This is a genomic window from Pseudomonas syringae group sp. 247E2 (genome assembly GCF_032587795.1).
Taxonomy (GTDB): domain Bacteria; phylum Pseudomonadota; class Gammaproteobacteria; order Pseudomonadales; family Pseudomonadaceae; genus Aquipseudomonas; species Aquipseudomonas amygdali.
On record NZ_JAWHPK010000015.1, the window covers coordinates 318,789 to 342,071 of the forward strand.

Annotated in this window: 19 protein-coding genes; all 19 read left to right on the plus strand. The window is 58.3% G+C overall.

Features of this window, described 5'->3' with window-relative positions:
- Positions 1–70 precede the first annotated feature (70 nt).
- Positions 71–814: a UMP kinase gene (gene pyrH / locus RYC18_RS16630; protein WP_002554728.1), complete on the plus strand. Its 744-nt coding sequence runs from the start codon at positions 71–73 to the stop codon at positions 812–814.
- On the plus strand, positions 811–1,368 hold the full coding sequence (gene frr / locus RYC18_RS16635) for a ribosome recycling factor (RefSeq protein WP_004657953.1): 558 nt from the start codon (positions 811–813) through the stop codon (positions 1,366–1,368). The genes pyrH and frr overlap by 4 nt, the downstream gene beginning before the upstream one ends.
- 16 nt (positions 1,369–1,384) lie before the next feature.
- Positions 1,385–2,140, plus strand: a complete 756-nt coding sequence (gene uppS / locus RYC18_RS16640; protein WP_057405442.1) for a polyprenyl diphosphate synthase — start codon at positions 1,385–1,387, stop codon at positions 2,138–2,140.
- Complete coding sequence (locus RYC18_RS16645; RefSeq protein ID WP_004657951.1) at positions 2,140–2,955, plus strand: phosphatidate cytidylyltransferase; 816 nt, start codon at positions 2,140–2,142, stop codon at positions 2,953–2,955. The genes uppS and RYC18_RS16645 overlap by 1 nt, the downstream gene beginning before the upstream one ends.
- The gene (gene ispC / locus RYC18_RS16650; protein WP_004666026.1) at positions 2,952–4,142 is read left to right on the plus strand and encodes a 1-deoxy-D-xylulose-5-phosphate reductoisomerase; all 1,191 of its coding nucleotides are present in this window, start codon (positions 2,952–2,954) and stop codon (positions 4,140–4,142) included. The genes RYC18_RS16645 and ispC overlap by 4 nt, the downstream gene beginning before the upstream one ends.
- A 117-nt stretch (positions 4,143–4,259) precedes the next feature.
- The gene (gene rseP / locus RYC18_RS16655; RefSeq protein WP_316886505.1) at positions 4,260–5,612 is read left to right on the plus strand and encodes a sigma E protease regulator RseP; all 1,353 of its coding nucleotides are present in this window, start codon (positions 4,260–4,262) and stop codon (positions 5,610–5,612) included.
- A 74-nt stretch (positions 5,613–5,686) separates the two neighbouring features.
- Positions 5,687–8,062 carry an outer membrane protein assembly factor BamA gene (bamA, locus tag RYC18_RS16660; protein ID WP_002554722.1) on the plus strand — a complete coding sequence of 792 codons (2,376 nt, stop codon included), beginning with the start codon at positions 5,687–5,689 and terminating at the stop codon, positions 8,060–8,062.
- A gap of 45 nt (positions 8,063–8,107) precedes the next feature.
- Positions 8,108–8,611, plus strand: a complete 504-nt coding sequence (locus RYC18_RS16665; protein WP_002554721.1) for an OmpH family outer membrane protein — start codon at positions 8,108–8,110, stop codon at positions 8,609–8,611.
- Between the two features lie 2 nt (positions 8,612–8,613).
- Positions 8,614–9,669 carry a UDP-3-O-(3-hydroxymyristoyl)glucosamine N-acyltransferase gene (gene lpxD / locus RYC18_RS16670; RefSeq protein ID WP_005778425.1) on the plus strand — a complete coding sequence of 352 codons (1,056 nt, stop codon included), beginning with the start codon at positions 8,614–8,616 and terminating at the stop codon, positions 9,667–9,669.
- Between the two features lie 109 nt (positions 9,670–9,778).
- Positions 9,779–10,219 carry a 3-hydroxyacyl-ACP dehydratase FabZ gene (gene fabZ, locus RYC18_RS16675; RefSeq protein WP_002554719.1) on the plus strand — a complete coding sequence of 147 codons (441 nt, stop codon included), beginning with the start codon at positions 9,779–9,781 and terminating at the stop codon, positions 10,217–10,219.
- Positions 10,216–10,992 carry an acyl-ACP--UDP-N-acetylglucosamine O-acyltransferase gene (gene lpxA / locus RYC18_RS16680; protein WP_002554718.1) on the plus strand — a complete coding sequence of 259 codons (777 nt, stop codon included), beginning with the start codon at positions 10,216–10,218 and terminating at the stop codon, positions 10,990–10,992. Before fabZ ends, lpxA begins: the two co-directional genes overlap by 4 nt.
- Positions 10,993–10,994: 2 nt before the next feature.
- Positions 10,995–12,137, plus strand: coding sequence for a lipid-A-disaccharide synthase (gene lpxB / locus RYC18_RS16685; protein ID WP_219171096.1), 1,143 nt, complete (start codon positions 10,995–10,997; stop codon positions 12,135–12,137).
- Between the two features lie 11 nt (positions 12,138–12,148).
- Positions 12,149–12,802: a ribonuclease HII gene (rnhB, locus tag RYC18_RS16690; RefSeq protein WP_002554716.1), complete on the plus strand. Its 654-nt coding sequence runs from the start codon at positions 12,149–12,151 to the stop codon at positions 12,800–12,802.
- A gap of 69 nt (positions 12,803–12,871) precedes the next feature.
- Entirely contained in the window at positions 12,872–16,393 is a 3,522-nt protein-coding gene (dnaE, locus tag RYC18_RS16695) for a DNA polymerase III subunit alpha (protein ID WP_004666023.1), read from the plus strand.
- Between the two features lie 128 nt (positions 16,394–16,521).
- Positions 16,522–17,469, plus strand: a complete 948-nt coding sequence (gene accA, locus RYC18_RS16700) for an acetyl-CoA carboxylase carboxyl transferase subunit alpha (protein WP_002554714.1) — start codon at positions 16,522–16,524, stop codon at positions 17,467–17,469.
- A 152-nt stretch (positions 17,470–17,621) separates the two neighbouring features.
- A complete protein-coding gene (gene tilS / locus RYC18_RS16705) occupies positions 17,622–18,959 on the plus strand; it encodes a tRNA lysidine(34) synthetase TilS (protein ID WP_316886506.1) in 1,338 nt (445 codons plus the stop codon).
- 263 nt (positions 18,960–19,222) lie between these two features.
- On the plus strand, positions 19,223–20,854 hold the full coding sequence (locus tag RYC18_RS16710; protein ID WP_002554712.1) for a CTP synthase: 1,632 nt from the start codon (positions 19,223–19,225) through the stop codon (positions 20,852–20,854).
- Positions 20,855–20,868: 14 nt separating this feature from the next.
- On the plus strand, positions 20,869–21,714 hold the full coding sequence (gene kdsA / locus RYC18_RS16715) for a 3-deoxy-8-phosphooctulonate synthase (protein ID WP_316886507.1): 846 nt from the start codon (positions 20,869–20,871) through the stop codon (positions 21,712–21,714).
- 139 nt (positions 21,715–21,853) lie between these two features.
- Positions 21,854–23,140: a phosphopyruvate hydratase gene (eno, locus tag RYC18_RS16720; RefSeq protein ID WP_316886508.1), complete on the plus strand. Its 1,287-nt coding sequence runs from the start codon at positions 21,854–21,856 to the stop codon at positions 23,138–23,140.
- Positions 23,141–23,283: the final 143 nt, after the last annotated feature.

A 23,283-nucleotide genomic window follows, 5' to 3' on the forward strand; every position in this document is an offset into this window, starting at 1 on the left:
CTAAAGTAAGCGCAGGCTTGAAATAGCCGGCACAGATTTTTTTCAGAAAACGCCGCAGGAGAGATTCGCAATGGCTCAGCAGGGCAGTGGTTATCAGGCTCGCTATAAACGCATTCTACTCAAGCTCAGCGGTGAGGCCCTCATGGGCTCGGAAGAGTTCGGCATTGACCCCAAGGTGCTGGACCGTATGGCGCTGGAAGTCGGCCAGCTGGTCGGTATCGGTGTTCAGGTCGGTCTGGTGATCGGCGGCGGTAACCTTTTCCGTGGCGCAGCCTTGAGTGCTGCGGGTATGGATCGGGTAACAGGCGACCACATGGGCATGCTGGCCACTGTGATGAACGCCCTGGCAATGCGCGATGCGCTGGAGCGCGCTAATATCACGGCCATCGTGATGTCGGCAATTTCCATGCTGGGTGTGACCGATCATTATGATCGCCGCAAGGCCATGCGCCATCTCAGCGCCAAGGAAGTGGTGATTTTTGCTGCGGGTACGGGTAATCCGTTCTTTACGACCGATTCGGCTGCCTGCCTGCGCGCGATCGAGATCGACGCCGATGTAGTGCTCAAGGCCACCAAGGTGGATGGCGTGTATACCGCAGATCCGTTCAAGGACCCGAATGCCGAGAAGTTCGATCATCTGACTTACGATGAAGTGCTGGATCGCAAGTTGGGCGTGATGGATCTGACCGCAATCTGCCTGTGTCGCGATCACAAGATGCCATTGCGCGTCTTCAACATGAACAAGCCGGGTGCCCTTCTGAATATCGTCCATGGTGGCGCTGAAGGGACCCTGATCGAGGAAGCCCAACAATGATCAACGAAATCAAGAAAGACGCTCAGACCCGCATGCAGAAGAGTCTGGAGTCGCTGACCCACGCGTTCACCCGAATCCGCACCGGCAAGGCGCACCCGAGCATTCTGGGTGGTGTCATGGTCCCTTATTATGGTGCCGATACGCCGCTGAGTCAGGTTGCCAACGTGACCGTCAAGGACTCGCGCACTCTTCAGGTCGTGGCGTTCGAGCGTAATATGCTTGCTGCTGTCGACAAGGCTATCCAGAGCTCCGGTCTGGGCTTTAACCCGACCAACCTGGGTGAGCTGCTGCTGATCTCCATGCCTGCTCTGACCGAGGAAACCCGCAAGGGCTTCACCAAGCAGGCACGCGACGCCGCTGAAGACGCTCGTGTTGCTGTACGCAACATTCGTCGTGACGCTCTGAGCCAGTTGAAAGATCTGGTCAAGGAGAAGGAAATCAGCGAAGACGAAGAGCGTCGCGCGGCGGACGACGTGCAAAAGCTGACTGACAAATTCGTTGCTGAAATCGAAGTTGCGGTCAAGCAGAAAGAAGCTGATCTGATGGCTGTTTAAGGTTTCGGACGCTTTCATGGAAAAGACAAAACCGGCCGTGCCGTCTTCGGTACCGCGCCATGTCGCGATTATCATGGACGGTAATAATCGCTGGGCCAAGAAGCGCCTGCTGCCAGGCGTTGCTGGCCATAAGGCGGGCGTCGACGCTGTGCGGGCCGTTATCGAGGTGTGTGCCGAAGCCAAGGTCGAGGTGCTGACACTGTTCGCGTTCTCCAGTGAAAACTGGCAGCGCCCGGCCGAAGAGGTTGGTGCGCTGATGGAGCTTTTCTTCACGGCGCTACGCCGTGAAACCAAGCGCCTGAACGAGAACGACATCAGCCTGCGGATCATTGGCGACCGCTCGCGCTTTCATCCCGAGCTGCAGGCTGCAATGCGCGAGGCGGAAGTGCGTACGTCCGGCAATAGCCGTTTCGTGCTGCAGATCGCTGCCAACTACGGTGGGCAATGGGACATCGCACAGGCTGCCCAGCGGCTGGCGCGCGAGGTTCAGGCCGGGCATCTGCAACCGGAGGATATAACCCCCGAGCTGCTGCAGACCTGTCTGGCAACAGGCGATCTGCCGTTGCCGGACCTGTGCATCCGCACCGGTGGCGAGCACCGTATCAGTAACTTCCTGCTTTGGCAGCTGGCCTATGCCGAGCTGTACTTCTCCGACCTGTTCTGGCCGGACTTCAAACACGATGCCATGCGCGCCGCGCTGGCAGATTTCGCTTCTCGCCAACGTCGCTTCGGTAAAACCAGCGAACAGGTAGAAGCTGGAGCCCGGGCTTAATGCTGAAACAACGGATCATCACGGCACTCATTCTGTTGCCGATCGCCTTGTGTGGTTTTTTCCTGCTGACCGGCATGTATTTCGCCCTGTTCATCGGGGTTGTTGTCGTGCTGGGTGCCTGGGAATGGGCGCGGCTCGCAGGTTTTGCTGCGCAGTCGATGCGCATCGGTTATGCGGCTGTGGTCGCAATTCTGTTATTCCTCATGTACCTGCTGCCAGGGTTGGAGCCCTGGGTGCTCGTCGCTGCAGTCATCTGGTGGGGCGTGGCGACCTTTCTGGTTCTTACCTATCCGGACTCCAGTAGCCACTGGGCAAGCGCGGCCTGCAAGCTGGTGATCGGTCTTTTGATTTTGCTGCCTGCCTGGCAGGGGTTGGTGCTGATCAAGCAGTGGCCGCTGGGTAACTGGCTGATTCTGTCAGTGATGGTGCTGGTCTGGGCTGCCGACATTGGCGCCTATTTCTCCGGCAAGGCGTTCGGCAAGCGCAAACTGGCCCCCAAGGTAAGTCCGGGCAAGAGCTGGGAAGGCGTATACGGCGGTCTTGCGGTCAGTCTGGGCATCACGGCTGCTGTGGGCGTTTCTCGTGACTGGACGGTTGCTCAGTTCATCGCCGGGCTTCTTGGCGCTGCTGTGATTGTGTTCATCTCCGTAATTGGCGACCTGACTGAAAGCATGTTCAAGCGCCAGTCAGGGGTCAAGGACAGCAGCAACCTGCTGCCTGGGCACGGCGGTGTGCTGGACCGTATCGACAGCCTTACTGCGGCCATTCCGGTATTTGCCGTTCTGCTCTGGGCCGCCGACTGGGGTGTCATGTGAGTGGGCCGCAACACATCACCATTCTGGGTGCCACAGGCTCTATTGGTCTGAGCACTCTGGATGTCGTCGCACGTCATCCTTCGCTTTATCAGGTGTTCGCGCTTACGGGCTTCAGTCGTCTCGATGAGTTGCTGGCCCTGTGCGTCCGGCATACCCCGCAATACGCCGTGGTTCCCGATCAGTTCGTCGCCCGTAAATTGCAGGACGACCTTGCTGCGGCCGGGCTCGACACCCGGGTTCTGGTGGGCGAGGGCGGTCTGTGTGAAGTGGCTGCGCACCCGCGCGTGGACGCTGTCATGGCCGCCATTGTCGGCGCTGCCGGTCTGCGCCCAACACTGGCTGCGGTCGAGGCGGGCAAGAAGGTCTTGCTGGCCAACAAGGAAGCGCTGGTCATGTCCGGCGACCTGTTTATGCAGGCTGTTCGGCAGAGCGGCGCAGTGCTGCTGCCCATCGACAGTGAGCACAATGCGATTTTCCAGTGCCTGCCTGGCGATTTTGCTCGCGGGCTTGGTGCTGTGGGTGTCAGGCGGATCATGTTGACGGCCTCGGGCGGGCCTTTCCGCGAAACCCCGCTCGAACAGTTGCAGAATGTAACGCCCGAACAGGCCTGCGCGCATCCTGTCTGGTCGATGGGGCGCAAGATTTCCGTTGATTCGGCGACCATGATGAACAAGGGGCTCGAGCTGATCGAAGCCTGCTGGTTGTTCGATGCACGTCCGGATCAGGTCGAGGTGGTCATCCATCCACAGAGCGTGATCCACTCGCTGGTCGATTATGTTGATGGCTCTGTACTGGCTCAATTGGGCAATCCCGACATGCGCACGCCCATCGCCAATGCATTGGCCTGGCCTGCACGTGTAGACTCTGGCGTTGCGCCTCTGGATCTGTTCCGTATCGGCCAGCTTGATTTTCAAAAGCCGGACGAGGAGCGTTTCCCCTGCCTGCGGCTAGCGCGTCATGCGGCAGAGGCTGGAGGCAGTGCGCCTGCCATGCTTAACGCAGCCAATGAAGTGGCTGTCGCTGCATTCCTCGATGGGCGTATCCGTTACCTGGAAATCGCCGGTATTATCGAGGAGGTTCTGAATCATGAGCCTGTGACTGCGGTCGAAGGGCTCGACGCGGTGTTTGCCGCGGATGCAAAGGCGCGTTTGCTCGCGGGCCAATGGCTTGAAAGAAACGCGCGATAGCGATCTGATGACCCGTCAGGATTTGAATGAAAGGGTCGATGTGGTGCGTCAACGGCAGGCTTTGAAGTCTGCGATGATTAACACGCTGGCCGACCAGTCGGTACCCGGAGAAGGCTGATGAGCGCTTTATACATGATTCTCGGCACCCTGATTGCTTTGGGCGTGCTGGTGACCTTCCACGAATTCGGCCACTTCTGGGTGGCCAGGCGTTGTGGCGTCAAGGTGCTGCGTTTTTCGGTGGGCTTCGGCACGCCTCTTCTGCGTTGGAGTGATCGTCAGGGTACCGAGTACGTGGTCGCTGCAATTCCGCTGGGTGGCTATGTCAAAATGCTCGACGAGCGCGAAGGCAATGTCCCGCCCGAGCTTGCCGATCAGTCGTTCAACCGCAAGACCGTCGGGCAGCGTATCGCAATCGTGATCGCAGGCCCGACAGCCAATTTCCTGTTGGCCATCGCGTTTTTCTGGGTGTTGGCGATGATGGGCAGCGAGCAGGTTCGTCCGGTTATCGGTGCCGTGGAGTCCGGAAGCATCGCTCAGCAGGCGGGTCTGACTGCCGGGCAGGAAATCGTCGCAGTCGATGGCGAGCCGACGTCGGGCTGGGCGGGGGTCAATCTGCAACTGGTCCGCCGTCTGGGTGAAAGCGGCACCATCGCTTTGAAGCTCAGGGATCAGGGTTCGACGGTCGACACGTCTCGTGAGCTGGTGCTCAATGACTGGCTCCGGGGGGCTGAAGAGCCTGATCCGATCAAGTCGCTGGGTATTCGTCCGTGGCGCCCGGCCTTGTTGCCGGTGCTGGCAGAGATCGACCCGAAAGGTCCGGCGCAGAGTGCCGGGCTTAAAACCGGAGATCGCCTGATTTCGATGGACGGTCAGCCGCTCAATGAGTGGCAGCAGGTTGTTGCCCGGGTACGCGAGCGCCCTGAAGCAAAAGTATCGCTGCGCATCGAGCGTGACGGTGTACAAATGGACGTCCCTGTAACCCTCGCCGCGAAAGGCGAAGGCAAGGCGGCCGCAGGTTATCTGGGGGCTGGCGTTAAAGCTGTCGATTGGCCACCGGAAATGCTGCGCGAGGTCAGCTACGGTCCTTTCGCCGCGATGGGCGAGGGGATAAAGCGCACGTGGAACATGAGCGTGCTGACCCTGGACTCACTGAAGAAAATGTTGTTCGGCGAGCTCTCGGTAAAAAACTTGAGTGGACCGATAACCATTGCTAAAGTGGCGGGCGCTTCGGCCCAGTCGGGCATCGGAGATTTTCTGAACTTCCTCGCTTATCTGAGTATTAGCCTGGGTGTTCTGAATTTGCTGCCCATTCCCGTCCTGGACGGGGGGCATTTGCTGTTTTATCTGATTGAGTGGGCGCGTGGTCGTCCCCTTTCGGAAAAGGTTCAAGGTTGGGGGGCACAGATCGGTATCAGTCTGGTAGTGGGCGTAATGTTGCTCGCGCTGGTCAACGATCTGGGCCGACTGTAACGCTTTGCCGAGTTGCGAATCTGCCGCATTTTGCGGCAGTTTGTTTATTGCCAGTTGGAATAAGAAAGGACTTCATGAAACGTCTGCTGCTAACTGCGGTTCTTTCCGCACTGATGATCGCTGAAGTTCACGCCGAGTCCTTCACCATCTCCGATATTCGTGTCAATGGCCTCCAGCGGGTATCCGCCGGCAGTGTTTTTGGTGCGTTGCCGCTGAACGTAGGCGAGCAGGCGGACGATGGTCGTTTGGTCGATGCTACCCGTTCGCTGTTCAAAACCGGTTTTTTTCAAGATATCCAGCTGGGTCGCGATGGCAACGTACTCGTCATCAACGTCGTCGAGCGTCCTTCGGTTGCAAGTATCGAAATCGAAGGCAACAAGGCCATCTCCACCGAAGACCTGATGAAGGGGCTGAAACAGTCCGGTCTGGCCGAGGGTGAAATTTTCCAGCGTGCAACCCTTGAAGGTGTGCGTAACGAGCTGCAACGCCAATACGTTGCCCAAGGCCGTTACTCTGCCGAGGTTGACGCCGAGGTCGTTCCACAGCCGCGCAACCGCGTAGGCCTGAAAATCAACATCAATGAAGGCACCGTTGCCTCCATTCAGCATATCAACGTGGTGGGCAACACGGTCTTCTCCGACGAGGACCTGACCGACCTGTTCGAGCTCAAGACCAGCAACTGGCTGTCGTTCTTCAAGAATGATGACAAGTACGCCCGTGAAAAGCTGTCGGGTGACCTTGAGCGTCTGCGTTCGTACTACCTCGATCGCGGCTATATCAACATGGATATCGCCTCGACCCAGGTCTCGATCACGCCGGACAAGAAGAACGTGTACATCACGGTCAACATCAACGAAGGCGAAAAATACAGCGTCAAGTCGGTCAAACTCAGCGGTGACCTGAAGGTTCCTGAGGACCAGGTCAAGTCTCTGCTGCTGGTACAGCCGGGTCAGGTGTTCTCGCGTAAGGTCATGACTACCACGTCCGAATTGATCACCCGTCGTCTGGGTAACGAAGGCTACACCTTCGCCAACGTCAACGGCGTGCCGACCCCGAACAACGAAGACCACACGGTCGACATCACCTTTGTGGTCGATCCTGGCAAGCGTGCCTACGTCAACCGCATCAACTACCGCGGTAACACCAAGTCGGAAGACGAAGTGCTGCGTCGCGAAATGCGTCAGATGGAAGGCGGCTGGGCTTCGACCTACCTGATCGACCAGTCGAAAACCCGTCTGGACCGTCTGGGCTTCTTCAAGGAAGTCAACGTCGAGACTCCACCTGTTCCAGGCACCGACGATCAGGTCGATGTGAACTACGCCGTTGAAGAGCAGGCGTCCGGTTCGATCACCGCCAGCGTCGGCTTCGCGCAAAGCGCCGGTCTGATCCTCGGTGGTTCGATCAGCCAGAACAACTTCCTGGGTACTGGTAACAAGGTCAGCATCGGTCTGACCCGCAGCGAATACCAGAGCCGTTACAACTTCAGCTACGTCGATCCGTACTACACGCCGGATGGTGTCAGCCTGGGTTACAGCGCGTTCTACCGCACCACCAACTACGATGACCTCGACGTTGATGTTGCAAGCTACGCGGTAGACAGCCTGGGTGCCGGTATCAACCTTGGCTACCCGATCAGCGAAACCTCGCGCCTGACCTACGGCCTGACCGTGCAGCAGGATGAGATCAAGACCGGCAAGTACACCGTTGACGAGATCTTCGACTTTGTTGAAAAAGAAGGCGACAAGTACCTGAACTTCAAGGGCTCGGTCGGCTGGTCTGAATCGACTCTGAACAAAGGCGTACTGGCGACCCGTGGTCACTCGCAAAGCCTGGTGTTCGAATCTACCTTACCGGGCAGCGACCTGTCGTTCTTCAAGCTGGATTACCGTGCGCAGTACTTCCACCCGATCACCGATAACTACACTCTGCGTCTGCACACAGAGCTAGGTTATGGCGACGGCTACGGTTCGACCTCGGGTCTGCCGTTCTACGAGAACTACTATGCCGGTGGTTTCAACTCGGTCCGTGGCTTCAAGGACAGCACGCTTGGTCCGCGCAGCACGCCTAGTAACGGTTCCAAACCCGGTACGTTGGCCGATCCGGACCAGGATCCACTGCCGTTCGGTGGTAATGCCTTGGTGCAGGGTGGCGTAGAAGTCATGTTCCCGCTGCCATTCGTCAAGGACCAGCGTTCCCTGCGCACCTCCGTGTTCTGGGATGTCGGCAACGTATTTGATACAAACTGCGATTCCAGCAGGAAGACAGCCAGTGGCAAAAACGTCGAATGCAACAACATCGACCTTTCCGGCATGGCCAGCTCTGTGGGTATCGGTGTCACCTGGATCACTGCGCTCGGCCCTCTGAGCTTCGCCTTGGCGATGCCGATCAAGAAGCCGGACGACGAAGCAGAAACTCAGGTCTTCCAATTCTCCCTGGGTCAGACTTTCTAAGCGTCTGATCTTTGATAACGCAACGAATTTTGTAGGAGTTGTATTGTGCGTAAGTTGACTCAATTGGTACTGCTGGCAACCGTTCTGGTCGCAAGCCCTGCATTTGCCGACATGAAAATTGCGGTACTGAACTATCAGATGGCCTTGCTGGAATCTGATGCTGCCAAGAAATACGCTGTTGATGCCGAGAAAAAATTCGGTCCGCAACTGACCAAGCTGAAAAGCCTGGAAAGCAGCGCCAAGGGTATTCAGGACCGTCTGGTCAGCGGTGGCGACAAGATGGCTCAGCCTGAGCGCGAGCGTCTGGAGCTTGAATTCAAGCAAAAGGCTCGTGACTTCCAGTTCCAGTCCAAGGAACTGAACGAAGCCAAGGCCGTTGCTGACCGCGAAATGCTCAAGCAGTTGAAGCCAAAGCTGGATCAGGCTGTTGAAGAAGTCATCAAGAAAGGTGGTTTCGACCTGGTCTTCGAGCGCGGTGCAGTGATTGACGTCAAGCCTCAATACGACGTTACTCGCCAGGTCATCGAGCGCATGAACCAGCTGAAGTAACCATGAGCATAACCATCAAGCTCGGCCAATTGGCCGAGTTCCTTGGCGCTACGCTACGTGGCGACAAGGATATCGAAATCACCGGGCTGGCCACTTTGCAAGAGGCAGGCCCTGGTCAAGTCAGTTTCCTGGCAAATCCCAAGTATCGTAAATTGCTGGTCGATACCCAAGCCACTGCGGTGCTGCTCAAGCCTGCAGACGCCGACGGTTACAACGGTAATGCGCTGGTGGTTCCTGATACTTATCTGGCTTACGCGCGCATTTCGCATTTTTTCGATCCCAAGCCTAGAAGTAGTGCAGGCGTTCATCCGACGGCCGTGATTGCCGAGGATGCACTGATTGATCCTGCTGCCAGCATTGGCGCTTTTGCTGTGATCGAGAGCGGTGTGCGCATTGCAGCCGGTGTCGCCATCGGTGCTCACTGCTTCATCGGCGCTCGCTGCGAGATTGGTGAAGACGGCTGGCTGGCCCCGCGGGTAACGCTTTATCACGATGTGCGCATTGGCAAGCGCGTGGTCATCCAGTCGGGTGCCGTGCTGGGTGGCGAAGGCTTTGGCTTTGCCAAGGATAAAGGTATCTACCACAAGGTTGCACAGATCGGTGGCGTCACCCTGGGTGATGACGTCGAGGTTGGCGTCAATACGGCAATCGATCGTGGTGCGCTGGCTGATACGCGAATTGGCAACGGCGTGAAACTGGATAACCAGATTCAGATTGCCCACAACGTACAGGTAGGCGACCACACGGCGATGGCTGCGTGTGTCGGTATCTCTGGAAGTACCAAGATCGGCAAGCATTGCATGCTGGCTGGCGGTGTTGGTCTGGTGGGGCATATCGATATTTGCGATGGTGTTTACATCACGGGTATGACCATGGTCACGCATTCCATTACCGAGCCGGGTTCCTACTCCTCGGGTACGGCAATGCAGCCCGCTGCCGAGTGGCGCAAGAGTGCAGCTCGTCTGCGCAAGATCGATGATATGGCGCGACGTCTGCAAAAGCTTGAAAAGGCTGTAGAGACGGTGACCTGCGCCGATAATCGCTCATCTGATGGCTGATACCTTTTTAATATCAAGCGTGCACAGTCGATAAACTGCCTCCTTGATGTAGAGGGGTGCTGCGCAGTCGCGACGCACCCCTAATCTTTACTACAGGCTTCCCCTCGAAATGATGGACATCAAAGAAATTCGCGAATACCTGCCTCATCGTTACCCGTTCCTGCTGGTGGACCGCGTGACCGAGCTGGATATCGAGAACAAGAACATTCGCGCCTACAAGAATGTCAGCGTCAACGAGCCTTTTTTCAACGGCCACTTCCCCGAGCATCCCATCATGCCGGGTGTGCTGATCATCGAAGCTATGGCGCAGGCTGCCGGTATTCTTGCGTTCAAGATGCTCGACTCCAAGCCGTCAGACGGTACGCTCTATTATTTCGTGGGTTCTGACAAACTGCGTTTCCGTCAACCGGTTCTGCCGGGCGACCAGCTGGTTCTTGAAGCGAAGTTCCTGAGCAGCAAGCGTCAGATCTGGAAGTTCGAATGCAAGGCTACAGTTGATGGCAAGGCGGTATGCTCTGCCGAAATCATCTGTGCGGAACGTAAGCTATGAGTTTGATTGACCCTCGCGCAATCATCGATCCGACGGCCATTCTGGCCGACAACGTTGAGGTTGGCCCCTGGTCGATCATCGGAGCCGGTGTGGAAATTGGCGAGGGTACAGTCGTCGGTCCTCATGTTGTCCTTAAGGGACCCACCAGGATCGGCAAGCACAATCGCATCTACCAGTTCTCATCGGTGGGCGAAGACACGCCTGATCTGAAATACAAGGGCGAGGAAACCCGTCTTGTCATCGGTGATCACAACGTGATCCGTGAAGGTGTGACCATCCACCGCGGGACTGTTCAGGACCGTGCCGAAACCACGCTGGGCGATCACAACCTGATCATGGCTTATGCACACATCGGCCATGACAGTGTGATCGGTAACCACGTGATACTGGTCAACAACACCGCGCTGGCAGGCCACGTTCATGTCGATGACTGGGCCATCCTGTCCGGTTTTACTCTTGTGCATCAGTTCTGCCATATCGGTGCTCACAGCTTTTCCGGCATGGGTACGGCCATCGGCAAGGACGTTCCGGCGTTCGTGACGGTGTTTGGCAACCCGGCCGAAGCGCGCAGCATGAATTTCGAGGGCATGCGCCGTCGTGGTTTTTCCGAAGAAGCCATTCATGCGCTGCGCAGAGCCTACAAGACAGTCTATCGTCAGGGGCTGACCATCGCTCAGGCGGCGGCCGACCTTGCCGAGCCGGCGGCGCAGTTCCCTGAAGTGGCCGTATTCCTTCAGTCTATCCAGACGTCGACCCGCGGTATCATTCGCTAATCATGACCACGCCATTATGTATCGCTCTGGTCGCTGGTGAAGCATCCGGCGATATCCTCGGGTCCGGCCTGATGCGTGCCCTCAAGGTGCGCCATCCCGATATCCGTTTCATTGGCGTGGGTGGCCCGCTGATGGAGGCTGAGGGCATGCAGTCCTACTTCCCGATGGAGCGCCTGTCGGTGATGGGGCTGGTCGAGGTGCTTGGCAGGCTGCGTGAGCTGCTGGCCCGGCGCAAGCTGCTGGTACAGACCCTCATCAATGAAAAGCCGGACGTCTTCATCGGTATCGATGCCCCCGACTTCACACTCAATATCGAACTTCAGCTACGCCGCGCGGGCATCAAGACCGTGCACTATGTCAGCCCGTCAGTCTGGGCCTGGCGTCAGAAGCGTGTGCTGAAGATTCGTGAAGGCTGTGATCTGATGCTGACATTGTTGCCATTCGAAGCCCGTTTCTATGAAGAGAAGGGCGTACCGGTACGCTTTGTCGGTCACCCGCTGGCAGACACCATCCCTCTGGAGTCAGATCGGGCCGCAGCCCGCGCACGGCTTGGCCTTGCTCAGGAAGTGCCCGTTGTTGCGCTGATGCCGGGCAGCCGGGGTGGCGAAGTAGGGCGTCTGGGCGGTTTGTTTTTCGATGCTGCCGAGCTTCTTCTCGCCCAGCGTCCTGGCTTGCGCTTCGTACTGCCCTGCGCCAGTCCTCAGCGACGGGCTCAGGTAGAGCAGCTGTTACAAGGCCGCAATCTGCCAGTCACGCTGCTCGACGGGCAGTCGCATGTGGCGCTGGCAGCATGCGATGCGGTACTGATCGCCTCCGGCACCGCGACCCTGGAAGCCCTGCTTTACAAGCGACCTATGGTGGTGGCTTACCGTCTGGCACCGCTGACCTTCTGGATACTCAAGCGGATGGTCAAAAGCCCTTACGTATCGCTGCCTAACCTGCTCGCCCAGCGCCTGCTGGTGCCAGAACTGCTGCAGGATGACGCCACCCCCGAAGCGTTGGCGCGGACGCTGCTGCCGCTGATCGACGACGGTCAGGCGCAAACCGCAGGCTTTGATGCCATTCACCGTATTCTGCGCCGAGATGCGTCCAATCAGGCCGCCGACGCGGTGTTGAGCCTGCTCGGCCAGTCGTCTTCACAGTGAGGTCGCCCATCATGCAAACAGGTCTGGATTTCACACTCGTCGAGGATCTGGTAGCAGGTGTTGATGAAGTAGGCCGTGGCCCGCTGTGCGGCGCGGTTGTAACGGCGGCAGTCATTCTCGACCCTGCCCGACCTATTCTCGGGCTCAACGACTCAAAGAAGCTGACTGAAGCCCGGCGCGAAAAACTCTACGTCGAAATTCAGGAGAAGGCCCTGTGCTGGTTCATTGCCCGGGCTGAAGTTGAAGAAATCGACCAATTGAATATTTTGCACGCCACGATGCTGGCCATGAAACGTGCCGTCGAGGGGCTGAGTATCACGCCGAAGCTGGCGCTCATCGACGGTAACCGTTGCCCGCAGTTGTCAGTGCCTTCTGCGCCGGTTGTAAAGGGCGACTCCAGGGTGCCTGCCATCGCGGCCGCATCGATTCTCGCCAAGGTCAGCCGGGATCGGGAAATGGCAGCGTTCGAGCTCATCTATCCGGGTTATGGCATCGGTGGGCACAAGGGTTATCCTACGCCGGTGCACCTGGAGGCATTGGCCCGGCTCGGACCTACGCCCATTCACCGACGCTCCTTTGCACCTGTGCGTGCAGCCCATGAGGCGCGAGCATCCATAATGATCGGCGGGTCGATCCCGCTACCAGTCGGTTTATTGCAGGACTGACGTTTCATCCCGGGCCCGTTACAATCCTGCCCTTCGTTTTTTTGTATTTTCGCGTTTTATAGGATCACCATGCCGGCTTCTTTCGTTCATCTACGCCTGCACACCGAATACTCGCTGGTTGACGGTCTGGTCCGGGTCAAACCGTTGATCAAGGCGCTGACCGGCATGAACATGCCTGCCGTGGCGGTGACCGACCAGAACAACATGTGTTCGCTGGTCAAGTTCTACAAGGCCGCGCAAGGCTCGGGTATCAAGCCGATCTGTGGTGTCGACTTGTGGCTGGCGGGCAGGGATGAAGACGCTGCGCTCAGTCGCATCAGCCTGTTGGCCATGAATGCCCAGGGCTACCGGAACCTGACCGAACTGATTTCCCGTGGTTTTATCGAAGGCCAGCGCAACGGCCAGATCGTCATCCAGCGCCAGTGGGTCGCGCAGGCCAGTGAAGGCGTAATTGCGCTTTCCGCTGCAAAGGAAGGCGAGATCGGCATGGCGTTGCTCGGCGGCAACCCCGGCGAGGCGGACGAACTGCTGCGCGAATGGATGGCGGTATTTCCCGAGCGTTTCTATATCGAAGTACAGCGCACCAATCGCAACAATGACGAAGAGCATTTGCATGCCGCTGTTGCCTTGGCCGAACGCCATGGCGCGCCGCTGGTTGCGACCAATGATGTGCGTTTCATCAAGCAGACTGATTTCGAAGCCCACGAGACCCGCGTGTGTATTGGCGAAGGCCGTGCGCTGGACGATCCGCGTCGTTCGCATAACTACAGCGATCAGCAATACCTGAAAAGCCCGGAAGAAATGGCCGAGCTGTTCAGCGACCTGCCCGAGGCGCTGGAAAACACCGTCGAGATCGCCAAGCGCTGCAACATCGACGTCAAGCTGGGCACGCACTTCCTGCCCAACTTCCCGATTCCTGATGGCATGACCATCGATGAGTATTTCCGCAAGGTCTCGTTCGATGGTCTCGAAGAGCGTCTTGCCGTCCTGTTGCCCAAGGACACCACTGAAGATTACGAAGCCAAGCGTCAGGTGTATGTCGACCGGCTGAATTTCGAGCTGGATATCATCATCCAGATGGGCTTCCCTGGTTACTTCCTGATCGTGATGGACTTCATCCAGTGGGCCAAGAGCAACGGCGTACCGGTGGGGCCGGGTCGTGGTTCGGGTGCCGGATCGCTGGTTGCCTATGTGCAGAAGATCACCGACCTCGACCCGCTGGAATACGACCTGCTGTTCGAACGCTTCCTGAACCCGGAGCGGGTTTCCATGCCCGACTTCGATGTCGACTTCTGCATGGACGGCCGTGATCGGGTGATCGAATACGTGGCCGAGAAATACGGTCGCAACGCGGTCAGCCAGATCATCACCTTCGGTTCCATGGCCGCCAAGGCAGTGGTGCGTGACGTGGCGCGGGTGCAGGGCAAGTCTTACGGGCTGGCGGATCGCCTGTCGAAGATGATCCCGTTCGAAGTCGGCATGACCCTCGAAAAGGCATACGAGCAGGAAGAAATTCTTCGCGATTTCCTCAAGGTGGATGAGGAGGCTGCAGAAATCTGGGAGATGGCGCTCAAGCTTGAAGGCATTGTGCGTAACGTCGGTAAGCACGCCGGTGGTGTGGTTATTGCCCCGACCAAGCTGACCGACTTTTCGCCGATCTATTGCGACGAGGCCGGTGACGGCCTGGTAACCCAGTTCGACAAGGACGATGTCGAGGCGGCGGGGCTGGTGAAGTTCGACTTCCTCGGTCTGCGCACCCTGACCATCATCGACTGGGCGCTCAAGACCATCAATCGCGACCGCGCCAAGGTCAACGAAGAGCCGCTGGACATCGCGTTCATCCCGCTCGATGACATGCCGACCTATCAGTTGTTGCAGCGTGCCGAAACCACTGCGGTGTTCCAGCTCGAGTCGCGCGGCATGAAAGAGCTGATCAAAAAGCTCAAGCCCGACTGCCTGGAAGACCTTATCGCACTGGTAGCACTGTTCCGTCCCGGCCCGCTGCAATCGGGCATGGTGGACGACTTCATCAACCGCAAACACGGTCGCGCCGAGCTGTCCTACCCGCACGTCGATTATCAGTACGAAGGCCTGAAGCCGGTACTGGCACCGACCTATGGCATCATTCTGTATCAGGAACAGGTGATGCAGATCGCCCAGGTCATGGCCGGTTACACCCTCGGCGGTGCGGACATGCTGCGTCGCGCAATGGGCAAGAAAAAGCCCGAGGAAATGGCCAAGCAGCGCGGTGGTTTCATCGAGGGTTGCAAGACCAATAACATCGACCCGGACCTTGCCGGTAACATCTTCGACCTGGTGGAAAAATTCGCCGGTTACGGCTTCAACAAATCCCACTCGGCTGCCTACGGACTTGTGTCGTACCAGACCGCCTGGCTGAAGACCCACTACCCGGCGCCGTTCATGGCTGCCGTGTTGTCGGCGGATATGCACAACACCGACAAGGTCGTGACCTTGATCGAAGAAGTGCGCACGATGAAGCTGCGCCTCGACGCGCCGGATGTGAACACCTCGGAGTTCAAGTTCACGGTAAGCGACGATGGCCGCATTCTTTACGGGCTTGGCGCCATCAAAGGGGTGGGCGAGGGCCCCGTCGAAGCGATTACCGATGCGCGTCAGAACGGGCCGTTCAAGGACCTGTTCGATTTCTGCGCCCGCGTCGATCTCAAGCGGGTCAACAAGCGAACCTTGGACGGTCTGATTCGCAGCGGTGCGCTGGATCGTCTCGGGCCGTACTTCGAACTGGAACCCAAGGCCTATCAGGCCAACATTGATCGTAACCGCTCGGTGCTGCTTGCCGCGCTGGAAGAAGCGATTCAGGCGGCAGAGCAGACCGCGCGCAGCCACGACAGTGGTCACGCAGACCTGTTTGGCGGCCTGTTCGTTGAAGCGGATGCCGATGTTTACGCCAATCATCGCAAGACTCGCGAGCTGAGCCTCAAAGACCGTCTGCGCGGTGAAAAGGAAACCCTGGGGCTATACCTGACCGGGCACCCGATCGATGAGTATGAAGGCGAGATTCGTCGCTTCGCTCGTCAGCGGATCATCGATCTAAAGCCCGCCAGAGACACCCAGACGGTGGCCGGCCTGATCATTGCCTTGCGCGTGATGAAGAACAAGAAGGGCGACAAGATGGGATTCATTACCCTGGACGACCGCTCTGCACGCATTGAGGCGTCGCTGTTTGCCGAAGCGTTTCATTCGGCTCAATCACTGTTGCAGACCGATGCTATGGTGGTGGTCGAAGGCGAAGTCAGTAATGATGACTTCTCCGGGGGGCTGCGGTTGCGCGCCAAGCGGGTCATGAGTATCGAAGATGCGCGCACCAATCTGGCCGAGAGCCTGCGAGTGACGGTACGCGCCGAAGCACTCAAGGGCGACCGGCTGCGCTGGCTGGGTGATCTGTGCAAGCGCCATCGCGGTGCCTGCCCGATCACGGTGGACTACACGGGGCAGGACGCCCGTGCATTGCTGCAATTGGGAGAAGCATGGCGCATTGATCCCGCTGACAGCTTGATTCAAGCTCTGCGTGACCAGTTCGGACGTGAGAACGTCTTTCTCCAGTATCGTTGAACGTCGCAGGCTCGACTTGCGCTCAACCCTGAATTTTAATTTCGACCTGACCGCGCCTGTTCCGAACAGGAAAGGCGCAGACGGATCAACCGGCCGGCCTCTTGGCCGTCGACCCAAGACGGATGCCTATGAACCCGAATTTTCTTGATTTCGAACAGCCTATCGCTGACTTGCAGGCCAAAATCGAAGAACTGCGCTTGGTGGGTAACGACAACTCGCTGAACATCGGCGACGAGATCTCCCGGCTGCAAGACAAGAGCAAGACGCTTACCGAAAGCATCTTCGGCAACCTGACCAGCTGGCAGATCGCGCGCATGGCACGCCATCCGCGTCGTCCCTACACGCTGGACTACATCGAAAACATCTTTACCGAGTTCGATGAGCTGCACGGTGATCGTCATTTCTCCGATGACGCAGCAATCGTCGGCGGTATTGCCCGTCTCGACGGCCAGCCGGTCATGGTTATCGGTCACCAGAAAGGTCGTGAAGTGCGCGAGAAGGTTCGTCGCAACTTCGGCATGCCGCGTCCCGAGGGCTATCGCAAGGCTTGCCGCCTGATGGAAATGGCCGAGCGCTTCAAGATGCCGATCCTGACCTTTATCGATACGCCGGGCGCTTATCCTGGTATCGATGCGGAAGAGCGCAACCAGAGCGAGGCAATTGCCTGGAACCTGCGTGTGATGGCCCGTCTCAAGACCCCGATCATCGCTACTGTTATCGGTGAAGGCGGTTCCGGTGGTGCGCTGGCGATTGGCGTATGCGACCAGTTGAACATGCTGCAGTATTCGACCTACGCGGTAATCTCTCCGGAAGGCTGCGCGTCGATTCTGTGGAAAACCGCCGAGAAGGCACCGGATGCTGCCGAAGCCATGGGTATCACCGCTGACCGCCTGAAAGGCTTGGGTATCGTCGACAAGGTCATCGCCGAACCATTGGGTGGCGCGCATCGTGATCCGGTCGCCGCCGCTGCCTTGATTCGCGAAGAGTTGAGCAGTCAGCTGGCGATGCTCAAGGAGTTCGATAACGATGAGCTGCTGGCCCGCCGTTATGACCGCTTGATGAGCTACGGTCTGTAAGCTGCGTCGCCACGTTCGTTCCCACGTCTTGCGGGCTTTTGCCCGAAAGGCGTGGGAGCGAACCGCGCGACACTTCCTTTGTTCGCGAAAGGGCTGGCTTGAGCATTGAACCGTTCAGTGCGTGAATAAGCGAAGTTCGGTGAGAAACACCAATGACCACCTCCACACACAGCGGTCATGACCTTCCTGCCAGGCTCCTTCAGGCTTTGGCTCCCTGGCGCAACGCGCCAACCTGGCATATCGGCTTTTCCGGTGGCCTCGATTCCACGGTGCTGTTGCATCTTCTGGCTAAGCTCGCCAAGTGCGAAAGCCTGCCTGTCTTACACGCCATTCATGTTCATCACGGCCTGCAGGCCTCAGCCAATGCGTGGCCTGAACATTGTCGGCAGGTTTGTCAGGCGCTGGGTGTGGCATTTGAGCTGGTTCGGGTAAACGTCGATCCTGGTGCGAGCATCGAGCAGGCTGCCCGGCAGGCGCGTTACACCGCGTTCACTGACAGGCTGGCTGAGGGGGATGTGTTGCTCACCGGCCAGCACCGTGACGATCAGGCCGAGACCCTGCTGTTCCGTCTGCTGCGCGGCGCTGGTGTACGCGGTCTGGCTGCCATGCCCGGTCAGCGAATTCTGGGGCGTGGGCATTTGGTGCGACCGCTGTTGGCAGTGTCTCGTGTCGAACTTGAAGGCTACGCACATCAGCACGGTCTGCATTGGGTCGAAGACCCGAGCAACGACGACTCTCGGTTCTCGCGCAACTTCTTGCGCAGTGACGTGCTGCCATTGCTGACCTCCAGATGGCCTCAGGCATCGACCAGTCTGGCGCGCACGGCGTGCCACCTCGGCGAAGCACAGCAATTGCTGGACGAGCTTGCGGTGCAGGATCTGGCCGGTGCCCAGGCCACGACACCATTTGCCTGGCTTGGTTTGCCGGTGCTGAGCATTGGCCCGCTTGCCGTGCTGTCCGCAGCAAGGCAGCGCAATGCACTGCGCCACTGGCTTGCGCCGCTGACGCGTTTGCCGGATACCGATCACTGGGCTGGCTGGGAGGCATTGCGCGACGCAGCGCAGGATGCCCGTCCGCTGTGGCGGCTTGCCGATGGCGAGCTGCACAGGGCGCAGGGCTGCATCTGGTGGGTGCCCGCTGACTGGGAGCATGTCCGTCACCCGGTAACAGACTGGCCCGACTGCCGCACACCGTTGCACTTGCCGGGCAATGGCTGGGTAAGCCTTGAAGGTGATGTGCCGTGTGGCGCTCTGCAAATCCGCTACCGGCGGGGAGGTGAGGTGATGCACCTCGGCGGACGCGGCAGTCGTGATCTGAAACGGTTGCTCAACGAACAGGCTGTACCGGTTTTTCTGCGCGGCAGATTGCCGCTGCTCTACTGCGATAATGACTTGCTGGCCGTCGCCAACCTGCCTGGACTGGACGGTTCGCCCAATGAAAGCTGGCGTTTGCACTGGGTTGTACCGACCAGCGACCAAAGTTTGAGCTGAAAGGCCCTTTCAGGTAGACTACGCTCCCTTCTTGATACAACTTCTGTTGGTTCTTTTGAAACAACGCAAGTTGCCGGTTACCAACCAGTGTTTGCTGGGTAATTCTTAAAATGTAGCGCACACCACACTGGCTTCGGCCGGTCGGTTTCAACGCAGCAGTTTCGGGAGTGCACCGTGAATTTTGTCGGTAATCGGGGGCTTCGGCCTTCCTTCGCTATCCCCGGCGGCTCTGACCGCTTTAACGCAGACTTCTAGGGTTTTTCATGACGCGCTACATCTTCGTCACGGGCGGTGTTGTTTCTTCATTGGGGAAAGGCATTGCCTCGGCTTCATTGGCGGCCATCCTGGAGGCGCGGGGACTCAAGGTCACCATGCTCAAACTGGATCCCTATATCAACGTGGACCCAGGCACCATGAGCCCGTTCCAGCACGGTGAGGTGTTCGTCACTCACGACGGCGCCGAGACCGACCTGGACCTTGGTCACTACGAGCGGTTCATCCGCACCACCATGACCCAGAACAACAACTTCACCACCGGCCGTGTGTACGAACACGTCCTGCGCAAAGAGCGCCGTGGTGATTATCTGGGGGCGACCATTCAGGTCATTCCGCATATCACCGACGAAATCAAGCGCCGCATCATCAAGGGTGCAGGCGATGCCGACGTGGCGCTGGTCGAAATCGGCGGCACGGTGGGTGACATCGAGTCGCAGCCGTTCCTCGAGGCCATCCGCCAGTTGCGTTTCGAAGTGGGCGCACGCCGCGCGATGCTGATGCACCTGACGCTGGTGCCGTACATCGCTACTGCCGGCGAGACCAAGACCAAGCCGACTCAGCATTCGGTGAAGGAATTACGCTCTATCGGTCTGCAGCCTGATGTGCTGGTCTGCCGCTCCGACCACCCGATCGACGTGTCGTCGCGTCGCAAGATCGCTCAGTTCACCAACGTTGAAGAGCGCGCGGTTATCGCCCTTGAAGACGCGGACACCATCTACAAGATCCCGGGCATTCTGCATTCGCAAGGCCTGGACGATTTTGTGGTCGAGCGCTTCGGCCTGCAATGTGAGGGTGCCGATCTGTCCGAGTGGGACAAGGTCGTCGACGCCAAGCTCAACCCCGAGCACGAAGTCACCATCGCGATGGTCGGCAAATACATGGAACTGCTCGACGCCTACAAGTCGTTGATCGAAGCCATGAGCCACGCCGGCATCACCAACCGTACCAAGGTGAACCTGCGTTATATCGATTCCGAAGACATCGAAAACCAGGGCACCGGCCTGCTGGAAGGCGTGGATGCGATTCTGGTTCCAGGCGGCTTTGGCCTGCGTGGGGTCGAGGGCAAGATCACTGCCGTCCAGTTTGCACGGGAAAACAAGGTTCCGTATCTGGGCATCTGCCTGGGCATGCAAGTGGCGGTCATCGAGTTCGCACGTAACGTGCTGGGCTGGAAAGACGCCAACTCCACCGAGTTCAACCGTACCAGCGCGCACGCCGTGGTGGGTCTCATCACCGAGTGGGAAGATGCCACTGGTGCAGTCGAAACCCGTACCGAAAGTTCCGATCTGGGCGGCACCATGCGTCTTGGGGCGCAGGATTGCCAGCTTGAAGCCGGTTCGCTGGTACACGACTGCTACCGCAAGGACGTAATTGTCGAGCGTCATCGTCATCGCTATGAAGTGAACAACAATCTGCTGCCACAACTGATCGAGGCTGGCCTGAAGATCTCCGGTCGCTCCGGCGACGGTGCGCTGGTTGAAGTGGTCGAAGCACCGGATCATCCATGGTTCGTCGCTTGCCAGTTCCACCCGGAATTCACTTCCACGCCCCGTGACGGTCATCCGCTGTTCAGCGGTTTCGTCAAGGCGGCACTGGCTCAACATCAGAAAAACTCCTGACAGGGACTTCACACATGGCTCAGAAAACAATTCGCGTAGGTTCGATCGAGATCGCCAACGATAAGCCAATGGTGCTGTTCGGCGGCATGAACGTACTCGAATCCCGGGATATGGCCATTCAGGTCTGTGAAGAGTACGTAAGGGTGACCGAAAAGCTCGGTATCCCTTATGTGTTCAAGGCCAGCTTCGACAAGGCCAACCGCTCTTCGGTGAATTCCTACCGCGGGCCGGGCCTTGAAGAGGGCATGCGCATTTTCGAAGAGATCAAGCGCACCTTCAACGTGCCGTTGATCACCGACGTGCACGAGCCTCATCAGGCTGCCGTGGCTGCCGAAGTGTGCGACATCATCCAGTTGCCGGCCTTCCTGTCGCGTCAGACCGATCTGGTCGTTGCGATGGCGAAGACCGGCGCAGTCATCAACATCAAGAAAGCCCAGTTTCTCGCACCTCAGGAAATGAAACACATCCTGACCAAGTGCGAAGAGGCGGGTAATGATCAGTTGATTCTCTGCGAGCGGGGTTCCAGCTTCGGTTACAACAATCTGGTGGTGGACATGCTCGGCTTCGGCGTCATGAAACAGTTCGAATACCCGATCCTGTTCGATGTGACACACGCCCTGCAAATGCCGGGTGGTCGCTCCGATTCTGCCGGTGGCCGCCGCGCTCAGGTCCTGGATCTGGCCAAGGCAGGCATCAGCCAGAATCTGGCCGGCCTGTTCCTTGAAGCGCATCCGGACCCTGACAACGCCAAATGCGACGGCCCGTGTGCCCTGCGTCTGGACAAGCTGGAGCCGTTCCTGGCCCAGCTCAAGTCACTGGATGAACTTGTCAAAAGTTTTCCGATCGTAGAGACCGCTTGAACAGGGTTCTCCGGTAAAGTGCCGTTCCCCGTCATTCGTGACGGGGTTGTCGCATTCAGACCTGCCTTTTTTTGCGTCTGACTGCGAGCATTGTTTTCCCAGCTGCGTCGTTTTCGTCAATCTTGGAGTGTTTACAACAATGGCAAAAATCGTCGACATCAAAGGTCGTGAAGTTCTCGACTCCCGTGGCAATCCCACTGTAGAAGCAGATGTGGTCCTCGATAACGGCATCGTTGGCAACGCCTGCGCGCCGTCTGGTGCCTCAACCGGCTCGCGCGAAGCGCTGGAGCTGCGTGATGGCGACAAGAGCCGTTACATGGGCAAGGGCGTTCTGAAGGCTGTAGCCAACATCAACGGCCCTATCCGTGACCTGCTTCTGGGCAAGGACCCGGTTGACCAGAAGGCTCTGGATCACGCGATGATCAAGCTGGACGGCACCGAGAACAAGGCAAGCCTGGGCGCAAACGCCATCCTCGCGGTCTCCCTGGCAGCTGCCAAGGCGGCGGCTCAGGATCAGGATCTGCCGTTGTACGCGCACATCGCCAACCTCAATGGCACACCGGGCGTGTACTCCATGCCGGTGCCGATGATGAACATCATCAACGGTGGCGAGCATGCTGATAACAACATCGACATCCAGGAATTCATGATCCAGCCTGTCGGCGCCAAAACCTTCGCTGAAGGCCTGCGCTGGGGCACCGAGATTTTCCATCACCTCAAGGCAGTGCTCAAGGCGCGTGGCCTGAACACCGCTGTCGGTGACGAAGGCGGTTTCGCCCCTAACCTGGCGTCCAACAAGGAAGCGCTCGACGCTATTGCCGAAGCCGTCGCCAATGCGGGTTACACGCTGGGCACCGACGTGACCCTGGCGCTGGACTGCGCGGCGAGCGAGTTCTACAAGAACGGCAAGTACAAACTCAGCGAAGAGGGCGAGTACAGCTCCGCCGAGTTTGCCGAATACCTTGCCGAGCTGACGCGCAAGCACCCGATCATTTCCATTGAAGACGGTCTGGACGAGTCCGACTGGGATGGCTGGAAAGTTCTCACCGACAAGATCGGCGAGAAAGTCCAACTGGTCGGTGACGACCTGTTCGTAACCAACACCAAGATCCTGAAAGAAGGCATCGACAAGAAGATCGCCAACTCGATTCTGATCAAGTTCAATCAGATCGGCTCCCTGACCGAAACGCTGGAAGCCATTCAGATGGCCAAGGCTGCCGGTTACACTGCGATCATCTCTCACCGTTCCGGCGAAACCGAAGACTCGACCATTGCCGACCTGGCTGTGGGCACGTCTGCCGGTCAGATCAAAACCGGTTCGCTGTGCCGCTCCGACCGCGTTTCCAAGTACAACCAACTGCTGCGCATCGAGGAGCAATTGGGCTCCAAGGCCGCGTATCGTGGTCGTGCCGAGTTTCGCGGTTGAGCCATAGATGGTAAAAAGACGCAGAGTGCTGCACAGACTCGAGTCACCTGACTTGCCTGCGCAGCTTCGATGCTGACGCTCCGCGGTAATCTGGAGTGATTGAGCCTGGCTTATGTCAGGCTCAATGCCCTCAGTCGTTTGTT